This is a genomic window from Paenibacillus sp. G34 (genome assembly GCF_056856875.1).
Map to the genome: position 1 here is coordinate 6,017,008 of NZ_CM166469.1, position 13,836 is coordinate 6,030,843.

Annotated in this window: 9 protein-coding genes; 4 read left to right on the forward strand and 5 right to left on the reverse strand. The window is 52.6% G+C overall.

Annotation, left to right across the window (positions count from 1 at the left end):
- Position 1: 1 nt before the first annotated feature.
- Together cydB and AC1VYS_RS27125 are read right to left on the reverse strand one after the other, a co-directional pair.
- Positions 2–1,015 carry a cytochrome d ubiquinol oxidase subunit II gene (cydB, locus tag AC1VYS_RS27120; RefSeq protein ID WP_482912215.1) on the reverse strand — a complete coding sequence of 338 codons (1,014 nt, stop codon included), beginning with the start codon at positions 1,013–1,015 and terminating at the stop codon, positions 2–4.
- Positions 1,002–2,417: a cytochrome ubiquinol oxidase subunit I gene (locus AC1VYS_RS27125; protein ID WP_482912216.1), complete on the reverse strand. Its 1,416-nt coding sequence runs from the start codon at positions 2,415–2,417 to the stop codon at positions 1,002–1,004. The genes cydB and AC1VYS_RS27125 overlap by 14 nt, the downstream gene beginning before the upstream one ends.
- A gap of 375 nt (positions 2,418–2,792) precedes the next feature.
- On the opposite strand from AC1VYS_RS27125, the gene AC1VYS_RS27130 reads away from it, so the two are divergent.
- From AC1VYS_RS27130 to AC1VYS_RS27145, 4 genes are read left to right on the forward strand one after another with little or no spacing between them, the layout of a single operon-like run.
- Positions 2,793–4,124, forward strand: coding sequence for a tetratricopeptide repeat protein (locus AC1VYS_RS27130; protein WP_482912217.1), 1,332 nt, complete (start codon positions 2,793–2,795; stop codon positions 4,122–4,124).
- Complete coding sequence (locus AC1VYS_RS27135) at positions 4,124–4,924, forward strand: glycosyltransferase (RefSeq protein ID WP_482912218.1); 801 nt, start codon at positions 4,124–4,126, stop codon at positions 4,922–4,924. The genes AC1VYS_RS27130 and AC1VYS_RS27135 overlap by 1 nt, the downstream gene beginning before the upstream one ends.
- A 1-nt stretch (position 4,925) precedes the next feature.
- Positions 4,926–6,359, forward strand: coding sequence for a glycosyltransferase family 4 protein (locus AC1VYS_RS27140; RefSeq protein ID WP_482912219.1), 1,434 nt, complete (start codon positions 4,926–4,928; stop codon positions 6,357–6,359).
- Entirely contained in the window at positions 6,356–7,036 is a 681-nt protein-coding gene (locus AC1VYS_RS27145; RefSeq protein WP_482912220.1) for a class I SAM-dependent methyltransferase, read from the forward strand. The genes AC1VYS_RS27140 and AC1VYS_RS27145 overlap by 4 nt, the downstream gene beginning before the upstream one ends.
- 196 nt (positions 7,037–7,232) lie before the next feature.
- On the opposite strand, the gene AC1VYS_RS27150 is transcribed toward AC1VYS_RS27145, so the two are convergent.
- The 3 genes from AC1VYS_RS27150 to AC1VYS_RS27160 form a co-directional block, all read right to left on the reverse strand.
- The gene (locus AC1VYS_RS27150; RefSeq protein ID WP_482912221.1) at positions 7,233–9,212 is read right to left on the reverse strand and encodes a glycosyltransferase; all 1,980 of its coding nucleotides are present in this window, start codon (positions 9,210–9,212) and stop codon (positions 7,233–7,235) included.
- Between the two features lie 186 nt (positions 9,213–9,398).
- Positions 9,399–11,420 carry a tetratricopeptide repeat-containing glycosyltransferase family 2 protein gene (locus AC1VYS_RS27155; RefSeq protein WP_482912222.1) on the reverse strand — a complete coding sequence of 674 codons (2,022 nt, stop codon included), beginning with the start codon at positions 11,418–11,420 and terminating at the stop codon, positions 9,399–9,401.
- Positions 11,347–13,809, reverse strand: coding sequence for a tetratricopeptide repeat protein (locus AC1VYS_RS27160; RefSeq protein ID WP_482912223.1), 2,463 nt, complete (start codon positions 13,807–13,809; stop codon positions 11,347–11,349). The genes AC1VYS_RS27155 and AC1VYS_RS27160 overlap by 74 nt, the downstream gene beginning before the upstream one ends.
- Positions 13,810–13,836: the final 27 nt, after the last annotated feature.

Sequence of the window (13,836 nt, forward strand, 5' to 3'; positions counted from 1 at the left end):
GTTAGTACTCCAGGTGGTGCTGTTCGTTCAGACGTTTGCGGAAAATATAATAACTCCAGATCTGATATCCGAGTACAAATGGCAGCAAGGTGCAGGCAACAATGGTCATCACTTTTAATGAATACGGTCCCGATGCAGCGTTATACACCGTCAGATCAAATGCTGAATTGATTGAACTCACCATAACTCGTGGGAATAGCCCAATAAATACGGAGGCAAAGGCAATCGCAATAACTGCACCCGTCATCCCAAAAGCCCAACCTTCGCGTTGCTGACGAATGAAGTAAGCTGCAAGAGCCAGCGCCGCAGCACCAAGCAGAGCCATAATCCAGAGTGCCCAGCCGCGAACGGTAAACACATCGGTCATCAGATAGGTCAATATTGCATATATCGCAAGGACTGCGACTAGTGGTATCATCAACTTTTTCGCCGTGTGAAGTGCACGTTCTCTCAATTCACCTACGGTACGCAGGGAAACAAATAACAACCCGTGAACCAGACACAATAGCGTTACACTCAAGCCGCCTACAACGGTGTATGGATTCACGATGTCCAGGAAACCGGCATGCATCTGCATGTTCTCATCAATAGGCAGGCCCTTCATCAACGTTGCAAAAACGACCCCAAACAGGAATGGCAGCAAAGCGCTTGCCACCACAATAATGATGTCCCACGTTTTACGCCACCGCTGCTGTTTCATTTTACTGCGGAATTCAAAGGCAACTCCGCGTCCGATCAACAACAGCAACACAACAACAAGCGGCAGATAGAATCCGCTGAACAGCGTTGCGTACCAGTGCGGGAAGGCGGCAAACATGGCACCGCCTGCGGTCAGCAGCCAGACCTCGTTTCCATCCCAAAACGGACCGATCGAGTTGATTAACGTACGGCGTTCACGATCTGTTTTGGCAATCAGACCCGTTGACATACCTACTCCGAAGTCGAAACCTTCAAGAAAGAAAAATCCGATAAACAGTACGGCGATCAGTACAAACCACAGCTCACTTAGTAACAACGGAATACCCCCCATCTACGCCAAACGGATCAGCCGGCTCATCATGCTCTTCGGACTTATCGACGGCATACGGCCCTGCTTTGATTTTGCGGACAAACAGGAACACCATCACGATGCCAAGAACGGTATATGCCGCAGTAAAAGCAATCGTGGAGAATAGAATCATACCTGCTGATACATTCGGAGACACACCTGCTTCGGTCGTCATATACCCGAACACCGTCCATGGCTGTCTGCCGACCTCTGTCATAATCCATCCTGCTGAATTTGCAATAAACGGCAGGGAGATCGCAAAGACCATCAGACGCATAAACCATGGTTTAGCCACTTCCAGCTTCTTGCGCCAAGCCAGATATGTACCATACATCGCGAGCAGAATCATCAGGCCACCTGCAGCAATCATGACACGGAAGCTCCAGAATGTGGTTCGTACTGGCGGAATGTAATCTCCAGGCCCGTACGTTTGCTGGTACTCGGCATTCAGTTCTTTCATGCCTTTGACACTACCTGAGAATTTACTATAGGAGAGATAACTAAGTAATCCAGGGATTTTGATTTCACCGGAGTTCTCCTGTTTATCCGGGTCAATGGAGGCAATAACCGTCCACGGGGCCGGATCTTCTGTTGTCGTCCATGTACCTTCACTTGCGGCCATCTTCATCGGTTGTGTTTCCACCAGATATTGCGCCTGGAAGTGCCCCGAGAAAGCTACACCCAGTGAGGATACGAGACCGATAATAACGGCAATGTTGAAGGATCTGCGGAACACTTCCACGTCTTGTTTTTTCATCAACTTGTAAGCACTAATGCCCGTCACCACAAATGCTCCCGTCATTAACGCACCAAAAATCGTATGCGGGAATTCAACAAGAAACTGCCCATTTGTAATAAGTGCAAAGAAGTCATTCATCTCCGCCCGGCCATTATTAATGGCGAATCCAACGGGATGTTGCATAAACGAGTTCGCTGCCAGAATCCACACCGCTGACAGGAATGTGCCGACAAATACAAGCCAGATACAGGCCAGATGTACTTTTTTGGACAAACGATCCCAGCCGAATATCCATAAACCGATAAATGTGGACTCCATAAAAAACGCCAGCAAAGCCTCGATCGCCAGCGGCGCACCGAAGACATCACCGACAAAGCGGGAATACTCCGACCAGTTCATACCAAACTGGAACTCTTGCAGAATACCGGTCACTACCCCGACAGCAAAGTTAATCAGGAACAACTTGCCCCAGAACTTGGCCATCGTTTTGTAAATCTCTTTTCCCTTCATGACATACAACGTCTCCATAATCGCAACCAACAGCACGAGGCCGATCGATAGCGGTACGAAGAAAAAGTGGAAAATCGTTGTAAGTGCATATTGGATACGCGATAACATAATCGGATCCATACCTTTACCCCTTCTTTCTGTTCGCTTTTGCAAGATACGTAAATGGCTTTGAAGCGGGCATCTTCGCTGTCTGTCCTCCAAATACGTTGATGAACGTATTGTGCCAGATTACCTATTTTTCACATGTGATAATTCTCACAATCCTGCCTCTCATAAGCAAAAAAAGTGACCTCGGTCACACAATAGATAAAATTAAGCCTATTTATTGCCCTTGTCCGTACCTCCATTTGTCTTGAGGTGTTGCATGTATTCATGGAAGTTGTTCATGTTTGGAGACAAATGCCCATATGTTAGTGTCAGAAGGATGATACGAAGTTCTGCACGGATTTTACATAAGAGAATCGGCCTATCAATGTAAGGTGAGGTGAGTTAACGATGGAACAATCCGAACCACTGACAGATGCAGATCCCGAGCTAAACCCGGAACGTAATCATGACCGGGAAAAGGTAACAACTGAGTTGTCCGTGCATACAGACATCACAGCTCAATATGTGCTTTTTCCGCGAAAAGGGGGCTGGTCTTCCTTTCCCTATCCCGACATCGCAGCTCTATTGGCAGCAGAACAAGGAACCCTCTATTATGTAAGCAGCCGCACGGCTGAGGAGGAGAACCTTCCCCATACCATTCAAGTAATATCCCTCTCGGAAGCAGAAACCCGGTTACAGGAGCCACGTACGGCTGCTGTGGTCGCACATCCTTACTGGCTTATGACTGTGGCTTCACTTCAGCCCGAAGTATGCATTGCACTTTTACCTGAACCTGTAGGGGATGAAGCAGCCTCTCCGCTCTGGGAGAGCAGTATCGCAAGGCTTGTCGGCATTGCCGATCTGGTGGGCACATCTTCGGAAACCCGGTACATGAAGTTGCTCTTTCAAGGCACCCGTGCCATCTGGTTAGGAGGGGAAGACACTTCTCCTGCTGGTTATATCCATCATGATGGCACACGTATCCCAGTGCGGGACTATGAACTGTTTTTCATGCATGCACTCCAGCAGGTGCTTGCAGGTAAATCAGATCACATTACAATGCTACAAATCCGTGCGCGAGCCGATTACTACAGACAGCTTCGAGCGAAAACAGGTGCTCATGAAACGATTTCCTTTCTTCTCTCGGCTTATGAGTATTTGCTCGACGATTCCCGTGCAGCTGCCTCGCTTAAGGAAGCCTTCATACATGCTGCTATCAACAGAAGGCAGGATTGCGTTGTGTCCCATTATCGCTTCCTGTCTGCCATCCATGCGAGGTCGGGTCAGGTAGAAGAAGCTCTACAGGTTTTTGGCATCAGCGCAAACGACGAGCAGGAACGCCACCACTATGAACAATTATGCCGCTGGTTTGAAGCCGGAGAGGAACAGTTGGTTCGGGCGGAACTGCTTCGCATCAATGACGATTATGGCAGTGCTATCCGTATTCTGGATGAGCTTGGCGGGGAAACGGCAAGGCATTGGAAATTCCGTATCTATCGGGAAACAGAGCGTGTGGAAGCTGCGCTTGCGCTAGTGCATGCCATCGACATTCATGACGGAGACAGTCTTCTGCAATATAAGCAACTATCCGGAACAGCACTGGCTCTTCGGGGAGAACGCCACGGTGCAGTAAGAGAGTTTCTGGAGACGGCTGTGGAGGATGAAGATGCACTCGCTCGCATTATGGAACTGGAGCTGCTGGATCATGCCGTACAACAACTGCTTGGGGAGGTGCCCTAATGATAGACCCGAAAAAACGCAGAGCCCCCGGGAGCAGACCGATCTTGCATGATTCATTCCAAGAGTTCTCCCCCATACGCCGGGTACGCAAAAGTAAAAACAACAAGCTGACAGCCATGCTTCAGGTTCGTAATGAACAAGGACGTTATCTGGAGGAAGTACTGCAAGATCTGAGTGATTTCGTGGACGAGATCGTTATTGTCGATGATGCCAGCACAGATGGAACCGCGGATGTATGTAGAACTTTTCCAAAAGTAGTGCGTCTTGATGTCTTGGAAAAGCCGCTGTTTGCCGAGGAATGGCGTCTTCGCAATACCCTGTGGCAGGCGGCTGTTAGTACCTGTCCGGACTGGCTTCTTGCGGTCGATGCCGATGAACTCTACAGTACAGAAGCCAAACAGGCGATACGCAAACTCATTAATCAGGACTATGCAGACTGGTTTGCCTTCCGTTTCTACGATATGTGGGGCGGGCGAACCCATTATCGGGAGGATGAACTCTGGTCTCTGCATAAACGTCACACGACCTCCCTTGTTCGTTATATGCCAGGTTATCCTTACTTTTACCCGCAGCAGAATCACCATGTTCCTCGTCTCCCCGTGTCCTGCACCGTATTGTCAGGGGTATGCACAGAACTGAAAGTACAGCATCTCGGCTGGGCTGGCAATCTGGAAGACCGGGTGCGCAAATACTTACGTTACAAACGTATTGATCCGCATGGAGAATGGGGCAATCCGGCGCAGTATGAGTCCATATTGGACCCTGAACCGCGCCTGCTTCCGTGGAAGGAGGGACCATAATATGGGCGTGGTCAGCATACTGACCCACAGTTTTACCGATGGATACAATCGGGAATTTAACCGGGTATTCGGCGGTGGACTGGAGCGTTATATTCTTGATCTATGCCGTGTGATTCGTGGACTCGGTCATATTCCCGAGGTACATCAACTGTCTTATTTCGAGGCGTTCCAGACCCGGACCGAACAGATTGACGTCTATGGCTATGATTATGACATGGAAAATGTACCTGAAGCTTTTGACCGGATGGCCGCAGCTGCTCGCGGACCTATTATCTATGCAAGCTGCCTGTGGCAGCCGATTAATTACAAACCCGGCAGCCTCGGGATATGTCACGGTATCAATTGGGATCGCCCCGGTCTGCCGATTGAAACCAAACGTCAGGTTGCCGAACATATCCAGCTGGCGCTGGACGGACTGGTTCGCATCGTCTCGGTGGACTCTCATTTCCAGACCTTCTGCCGCGCAGCTTGTACGTACACCGATTCAGAACAAATCGTATTGATTCCCAACGCCGTGGACATTTCATATTTTGTTCCGGCTCCGCCAAGGAGGACACTCCCACAGCAAAACGAAGAAGATTGGATGGCTGCTTGGAAAAGAGACACGGCAATGCCGGCTGAAGATGAAGACATCATCGTTGCCGGATCCAGAGATAATGCAGCGGATCGTGATGGAGCAGATCAAGGTGATTTAGATGCATCTCGCCGTTCAGCGGAAAAGGTCAGTACGAAAAGTTATGATCCAGAGCTATCGGAAGGCACCCGTGCTATCTCTTTAGAAAGCGTGGCTACTGAAACCCTTCCTCATTCAGGGCAGGCTCTCACGAACAACGATGAACCTGTTTCTCCTCCACGTGCAATACGTATTCTGTATCCACGTCGTATCAGCAGCGAGCGCGGTATTATTCCCATGATGCTGGCTGCTGATAAATTGCTGGGGGCTTTCCCCGATGTGGAGATTGAATTTGCTGGAGAACTGGTGGAAGGCAGTACGGTAGGCAGAGCCTTTCGCTATTGGCAGCGTACACATCCGCATACAACCCGCATCCACCAGCATACGTACGATTTCAGAGAGATTCGTGACGCTTATCATCAGGCAGATATCGTGGTCATTCCTACGTTATTCTCGGAGGGGACCTCCTACGCTTGTCTCGAAGCGATGAGCTGTGGCCTTGCGGTGATCGCTTCGAACGTTGGCGGACTCAATGATCTGATTCAGGACGGGTTTAACGGGCTCCTCGTTCCTCCGGGTGAGCAGGCACTGACTGCCGCGCTCGTCAGGCTTGTTCAGGATCGCGCCGAACGGGAGCGGCTTGGCATCTATGCGCGCGAAACGGCGCTGTCTTATGATTTGTCCATATGGCGGAGCCGGTGGAGCAGGGTTCTGGAGTCTTTTTTATCGGAGACAGGATTGAGGGAGGGGATTCGGACATGATGGATACGCCTCACATCATGGAGATGTTGGAATCTAGGTACATTCGGCAAAGCGACCCAAAGACGGATACGCTGGTCTTTCCGCTTCATCCTGCGTGGTGGAGTCGTCCTTACGAGTATGAGTGGGCCCGGCAGTTTGCACGCCCGGATGATGTGGTGCTGGATGCAGCCTGTGGAATCTCTCACCCGTTCAAATTTTGGCTTACAGCGCATTGCCGTGAAGTTCATGCGTGCGACTGGGATGAACGCATCTTGTCGGAAGAGGCGATTCGGCTGGATATTGCTGCTGACTTTGGTGAACAGGCAGCGCGGAATCTGCCCGAAATCTATCTGACAAGACTCATCCGTACTAAGGCCAATCTGGCTCAGCTTCCTTATGCCACCGAGCAATTTGACCGTGTATTCTGCATCTCTGTTCTGGAACATCTGGACACCGGCACAATGCTGCGGGCTTTCCGCGAATTCGCTCGGGTGCTGAAGCCGAACGGACAGTTAATCGCCACCTTTGATGTGCCCGAAATGCGGCCAGACTTACTGGAAACGATTATGGCTGTCACTGGGCTGACGATTGAAGATAAACTGAACGTGGTGGAACCAGAGGATGCGATCTCCTCGGAAATGTACGGCGCACCTATTCGGTGTTTCAGGGCTGTGATATGCAAGACGGGACAAAGATGAATGTAGTAAAGACTTGGCAAATATATAGTATGCCGTTTCAAATGAAAGCAGGGAGGCTTGAGTTGTTTCAAGTATTAACGGAAGATATTGTGAAAATAAGGATGGGTACAGCGTCTTGCCGGGATGCCCCGGCTTTTTGCTGTGCTGAAAAGCCGGGGGTGATGTAATCCAGCGTATCCGGCATGGGCGCGCTGGATTACAGGTAAACCAGCAGCATGTTACCCTGCTGCTGCAAGGTTGGGGCAGTGGCTGCGCCGGGAGAAGTCAGGCGCAGCAAGGTTTGCAGGCCCGGCGGAAGACTCTTCGCCGGGCGGCCTTGGGCGGCAGCATGCCGTGCAGTGATTCGGGCCGCATGTTCGGCCCAATCACGCGCCAGGCTCTGCCGCCCGGCGAGCAGCGCGAGCGTGCCCGCCAGGAGCGTATGCGCTGCGAGCGCCGGGGCGGGCACTGCGTCCGCGAGGGGCTGCTGCGTGCCGCTAGGCGTACCGCATAGCGCAAGCAGCCCTTCGCGGACGCAAGCGGGCGCGCGCAGCAGCCCGCAACGGGCCGCAGGCGGGAGCGCTGCGAGCAGCGCCAGCGCGCCGCCCGGCGGCAGGGCCTGCAGCAGGCGCAGCCATGCGGGCCAGGCGCCTACAGCGGCGAGCGCATGCGCGGGCATCGCCGCGCAGCTGGCGGCGCCACACGCTGCTGCGCCCTCGCCTCGCAGCAGCGCCTCAGCTGCACGCGCGGCTTCCGGCACGGCTGCCTGCATGTGCGGCGCCGCCGTGCGCACGGGCAGGCCCCGCTGCTTGTGGCCCAGCGCCCACAGCGCAAGCGCGGCCTCCGGCCCGTGCTGCGCATGCGTTGCCCACAGCCGCAACGCTGCGCTGGCAGCTGCACACTCGCCCAGCTGGGCAAGTGCCAGCCCAGCAGCAAGCGGCTGCGCGCGCAGTGCCGGGCCCAGCGCCGCAGCATGGCGCAACAGCCATTCCGGCCGATGCGCGGCCAGCGCGGCCGAGACCAATGCTTGCCACGCAACCGGCGGCAAGCTCACCCCCTCGGCTGCGCGGGCAATGGCCTGCGGCCGCTCCGTGGCTGCGCCGAGCAGCAGCAGACGCTGCCATGCCGCACCATGATTCGGCTGCATACCCAGCGCTGCGGTATAGGCCAGTTCCGCTTCTGCCCAGCGGCCAGCATACTCGTGTGCCATTCCCTCCAATGCCAGGCTGCGGTAGCTCCCTGCACCAGACACCGAGGTATATCGTCCTGCTGTCGGCTCGGCACTTTTCGCCTGCCTTAACCAGCCCAGTGCCCTGTCTGCTCGCCCATGATCCAATTCCAGCACGGCAGCAAGCTCGAGCAGATCCGGGAAATCACCGTACAACGATGCCCAAGCCTCCGCCACAGAGAGTGCCCGTTCAGGCTGCCCCAACTCTCTCCAAGCGTAAGCTGTTTTCAGCACAACATCCGAATGATATCCACATGCCGGATCAAGTCTTGCCAGCAGTGGTAACAACAACCGAAGTGCTTCGTTATAGTTGCCTTGCTGAAACCACTCCGCAGCTAGCGCATAGAGCAGTTCCGGCTGATCCGGTGTCTGCTGCAAGGCCAGTCGGATCAGGCTCATATTACGCACATCTTTTCGCTTAGCAGTAATGACTGCATCCAAATAACCATAATGCACAACCTCTATATCCGACTGGCGAATCCCTTGCGGCATCAGAGCAAGAATGGAGGAAGCCACTTCCTCATGGATTCGTCCACGAAAGCCAATCCTGGGGTCATTCCGAAATAGACGGCATACCTCATCCGTTACACGCTCGTCACCTGAGTTTCCCAGCAGACTCGTTACTTTAATCCAGTAACCCCAGATCTCTTCACTCCCTGCTTCCAACCAATCCCTGAACTCCGACTTTGTTCGTAACGTATGCATCCACACTTCATCGGCATCCATTACCAAAATCCACGAATAACTTGCTGCGGCAAGCGAAAGATTCCGCGCCTGGCTAAAATCCCCACTCCACTCCATACCAATGACCGTTGCATCATGCTGCCGGGCAATCGTGGCGGAATCATCTGACGAGCCGGTATCCACGATAATGATCTCATCTACCATTTGACTTATAGAACCCAGACAACGATCCAAAAACGCACTTTCATCCTTCACGATCATGCATAAGCTGATGCCGTCCTTCACCCGATGCCCCTCCCTGCATGGCCTCTCCCAACCTTAAAAACAGCCCCGTTTCCCATACTTTCTCTTTCAATGGTTTCTATGCATTTCATTTTACACTTCTGTGTACGTCTCACTTGCCATGCCCTTCCTTAACTTCTTTAATCCCTATTTCCTCTTTTCCTTCTACTACCGTCTTACGCCCTTATTCTAGCCCTCAAACCCGTCTGCCCCCGGCAACTCCAGCCGAATATGCTGAATGACAGGCCAGTACGAATGGCGCTGCCTTTTGCCAGGTTCCGCCTGTTCCCGATCAGACGCAAGCTGCGCGAGATGGCAATCCGATGCACGAATTAGTCCTTTCACAAGCCAGCTCGTTCCGGCGGGCGTATCCAAAGATCCTGCAAAGGGTTCACGAGAATTGCCAGCATTCTTTTCCTTTTCCAATCTTCTTTCCGTTGTACTATCCATTTCAACCAGCAGCTGTCGTCCCCGGAGAATCAATCCATGCAGATCTTGCCATCTTCCGGACTGAACACACCCTTCCAGCATCAGCCCGAGTGCTTGCCAACCGTCGTACAGCCCACCATAATCCGAGGCCATCGTACCCTCAAGTCCAGCTTCATTCCTGATTCCACCTCTATCTTTCATCTCTGCTGCGACCTTCCACCTTCCGTCCAACCCCGGCTCTGTATCAGATGTACCCTGCCTGCTCTCGCCTGTATGTGAGCCTTTTTTCAGCCAAAGGGTGACGTCATCCTGTCCGCTCGTCTCCTGTTCCTCTTTCCCATCCAGCCATTGCAAACGTTCAAGCCAACGGGCAGCCATAGGTGCGAGTGAACCCTTTTTACGCTTCACGGTTTTGAGTTTCAAACGCGCTGTACTCCAGTCCCCTCGCTGCACATGCAAAATAGCCTCAGCTACAGAACGTTTCTCCCGTTGCTCGCCGGAAGAGCCGGGCGGCATCTCTTCAAGCAGTTCAAGCGCTGCATCGTAACAATGACACTGCTCCAGAATGCCTAGCACCTTCGTCAAAGCTTCCTCTGAATGCATAGCAAAACGCGATTTAACCACCGATGAAACCTGACGTTCCTGTCCTGATACCCGCATAATTCGAAATATGCGATAGAGTGGCGGTAACAGACTCGATTTTGCACGCACGGCTTCCACATAGGCATCCACAGCTCCCTCAAGATCAGACTTGCCTTCCAGCAGACGACCCAACGTATACCATGTCTGGTAGGTACCCATCCCTTCTTCTGTGTGGAAAATCGCTGGCGGCGGCCCCAGCCGAATGGCTTGACGAAGCGATTTCTCTGCAGCCCCCGGATCCCCTAAAGCATCCATACAAATGGCACGATGGTGCATCAGATCCGTGTACTCCGGAAATAGTTCCAGCGCCGCATCTACAAGCTCCAACGCCTCCTGCCAGCGCTGCAAATGCTCCAGACAGCGGACTTCGTATTTCAATAGCAAATGCGCATAACTGGTCACTGTAGGATCAATCATCTTCCGGGCTTTACCGAACGATTCCAGTGCCTGCTCCGCTTCACCCACACGTAAATACTCCACGCCCAGATTATAGTAATGAAAAGACTGGTCCGGCTCTTCCACCACTGCCTGCTGCAACAAACGCAAGTTGCGATTCACCTTGTCCTTACGTTCAACAACCACCGTCTGGTAGCCGTAATGGTGAATCACCATGTCCGTGATATGAAATGCAGCCTCCGGATTTCGCTCACAGATTGCCGCCGCAATCTGTTCATGAATGCGACCTTTGAACCGATGCTCAGGAGCATTGCGAAACAGACGCAGCACCGGATTGACCGTTGCTCCCTGCTGACCCGAACCCGTATAGTTATGAATGTTCAAAAACAATCCGTCGCATCCGCTGACTGCCGTCCAGCTTCTGATCTGCTCCCGAGCTGTCGCTTCCAGCGCCTCGTCCGCATCAAGGAAGAGAATCCAGTCGCCGGAAGCCCGCTCCAGGCCAGCATTTCGTGCTGCTGCAAAATCATCGCACCACGTAAAGTCAACCACCATCGCACCATGCTCCTGTGCAATCGCTTTGCTGCGGTCTGACGATCCGGTATCCACCACAATGATCTCATCGACCGCACCGCGTACACTTTCAAGACAACTCGGCAGCATGTCTTCCTCATCCTTCACGATCATGCACAGGGAGATCCGCTGTGTCTGACTCTGCTGTCTCTGATGCCGATGTGCCTGCATAGTGATTCCTCCTTTCCTTTGCATGATACACCGTTCGCCAAGGTATACCGTCCGCTGCTCGCAGCTGCTGCTCCAAAACGATCTGTTGAGCTGCAAGCACGGATGCTTCCGGGGAACGCTTCTGCTCCTGAAGAATCAAATCAAGGGCGATCTGTAAGTAACAAACCGCTGCCCCAGCACGGGCCTGACTGAATTCCGGCTCACGTTCCAGCGCCTGTTCAAAGAGCGAGAGTGCCTGCTCTAAGTGCCCTTTCGCATACAGCGTTTCGCCCAGCCAGAAAAGCCCCTCCGCATCGAGTTCCCCTTCTGTCATACACTGAATCAGCATCTCGGCAGCCATCATTGTATATCCATGCCGATACAGTAGACCCGCGTAGCTTCGCCGAATGGCCGTTTCTGACCTGTCACACTCTGACATCATGCGAGCCAGACGTTCATCGAGCTGCTTTGCGATGACCAGTTGCCCGCTCTGAATTGCACGGGTCACCATTTGTTTCGCAGCCCATTGTGCCTGTTCACTCCACTGCAAAAGCTGCCCATCAGGCACATCCTGTGCAGGAGTAAAGGTAGCTACACTTGGCGTATGCCCTATCAACAAACGGTCTGCCACCTTCCACATATCCCTTTCAGCTGCGGGTGATTTAGCGAGAAAAGAGGAAGACAACCGCCTTCCGTTCGCCCAACAAGCCAGTGCCCAGTCACTCCGTTCTTCTACTCGAAGGCTTAGATCGGGGTCATCTTGATCTCCTGTCATGCTAATGGAAGAGCTATAGGTCCGCTCGCGACGTTCACTGTCTCGCTCTCGCCAACAATCCTCAGCGAGATGCCATGCATCTGAGACTTGACCTGCACATAGCAGCCAGTGAAGTTGATCACCTGCCGGGACATGAACATTGGATGTCTCACTGCGGAGTAAATGCAGCGCATGCTTATACGCTCCACATCCAGCGAGGGCATAGACCATTTGCATTTTTATTTGTATCTGTATCGGTACTAGCCCTGTCTCCTTGTCTAAAGGGGGGCACCCATGCTTCATTTTATCGGCGTAATCTGTCCCATGTATCTCATTGAATTGATTAGCCAGATGCAGCAGCCGATCTGCAATCTGTTCATCTAGAATAACCTGTTGTTGCAACACATCCGCCAGCCCCATCCAAGCTGGTCTATAGGTGGGCAGATGCTCCAGTGCAAGCTCATATAGTCGGACCGCTTCTTGCATAAATCCTCGTTTCTGGGCAAGACGTGCCATCGATGTATATGCCCGGTAACTGCCTGAGCCCGCTTCTGTTACGTAAGGCTCAGTTATCGCTTTACCGCCGCTAGCCCGTACTTGATCTTGATCATCCTGTCTAGAGCCACAGGTACTCGCCCGTGCGTAGGCACGATATGCTCGCTCCTGCAAGCCTTGCCGTTCAAGGATTTCACCGTAGATTAGATGTAAATCGGCATACGCAGGGTAGTGGTGACATTCTGCGGTGAGCAGCATGTGTGCTTCTTCGTATCGCTCCAGTGCTGCCAGTACTTTGGCCAAATCTTTCACCAAGGTAGCCCGATATGGAGCCTGCCGTTCGGATAATTTCAGCGATTCCCCGAACGCTTCCGCTGCCTGTTCCAGATCACCCAGCTGGCAACATGTGACGCCAAGATTGTACAGGTGAAAAGGCTGTGCTGGATGATCCGCCAACTCTCGTTCAATCAGGCGCAAATTGCGCTTGGGTTTGTCACCTTTAGCGATCATCGTTGCGAGATAACCATCATGTCCCAGACGCAAAGGAGCAATCGGCTCTACTTCTTCCTCTGCTTTTACATCTGAATCTGTATTTACATCTACTAACTCCTTTGACGTACTTGCTTGTGGCGAATCCCATTCTGCATATGTTTCTCTCGTGGACTGATTCGTTGTAACATCACTGCTCTGCTCAGCAGTAACCTGACAGATCAACTGCTCATGAATGCGTCCTGTATACCTGTAACCGTGATGAGCCCGGAACAGCCGTACGGGATGGGACAGGATCTTGTCCTCCGGCCCTTCGCCGTACTGATTTTCGATCGTTATGCGCAATCGGGTAATGCTCTTATGGACACCTGGCAGAACAGTCATCAATTCTTCCAAACCTTCAATGACATACTCGTCAGCATCCAGACAGAGGATCCATTCTGTGGTTGCCAAGGGCAGGCTAATATTCCGTGCTTTTGCAAAATCATCTTCCCATCTAGCGTGCAGCACTACCGCACCATATGTTCTGGCGATATCAGGTGTCCGGTCGGACGAGCCTGTATCTGTAATGAACCATTCCAAGCCTGCTTGCTTGAAGCTGTCGAGACAGCGGGGCAGGCACTGCTCTTCATTTTGCACAATCATATGAATGCCGAGTAACCGGTTCTGCATCCGCAGTGACCTCCAATACAAAAAATA

Excerpts from the sequence above, each read along its gene's own strand:
- AC1VYS_RS27125 (WP_482912216.1), bottom strand. The coding sequence starts at position 2,417 with ATGGATCCGATTATGTTATCGCGTATCCAATATGCACTTACAACGATT.
- AC1VYS_RS27130 (WP_482912217.1), top strand. The coding sequence starts at position 2,793 with ATGGAACAATCCGAACCACTGACAGATGCAGATCCCGAGCTAAACCCG.
- AC1VYS_RS27135 (WP_482912218.1), top strand. The coding sequence starts at position 4,124 with ATGATAGACCCGAAAAAACGCAGAGCCCCCGGGAGCAGACCGATCTTG.
- AC1VYS_RS27140 (WP_482912219.1), top strand. The coding sequence starts at position 4,926 with ATGGGCGTGGTCAGCATACTGACCCACAGTTTTACCGATGGATACAAT.
- AC1VYS_RS27145 (WP_482912220.1), top strand. The coding sequence starts at position 6,356 with ATGATGGATACGCCTCACATCATGGAGATGTTGGAATCTAGGTACATT.
- AC1VYS_RS27155 (WP_482912222.1), bottom strand. The coding sequence starts at position 11,420 with ATGCAGGCACATCGGCATCAGAGACAGCAGAGTCAGACACAGCGGATC.
- AC1VYS_RS27160 (WP_482912223.1), bottom strand. The coding sequence starts at position 13,809 with ATGCAGAACCGGTTACTCGGCATTCATATGATTGTGCAAAATGAAGAG.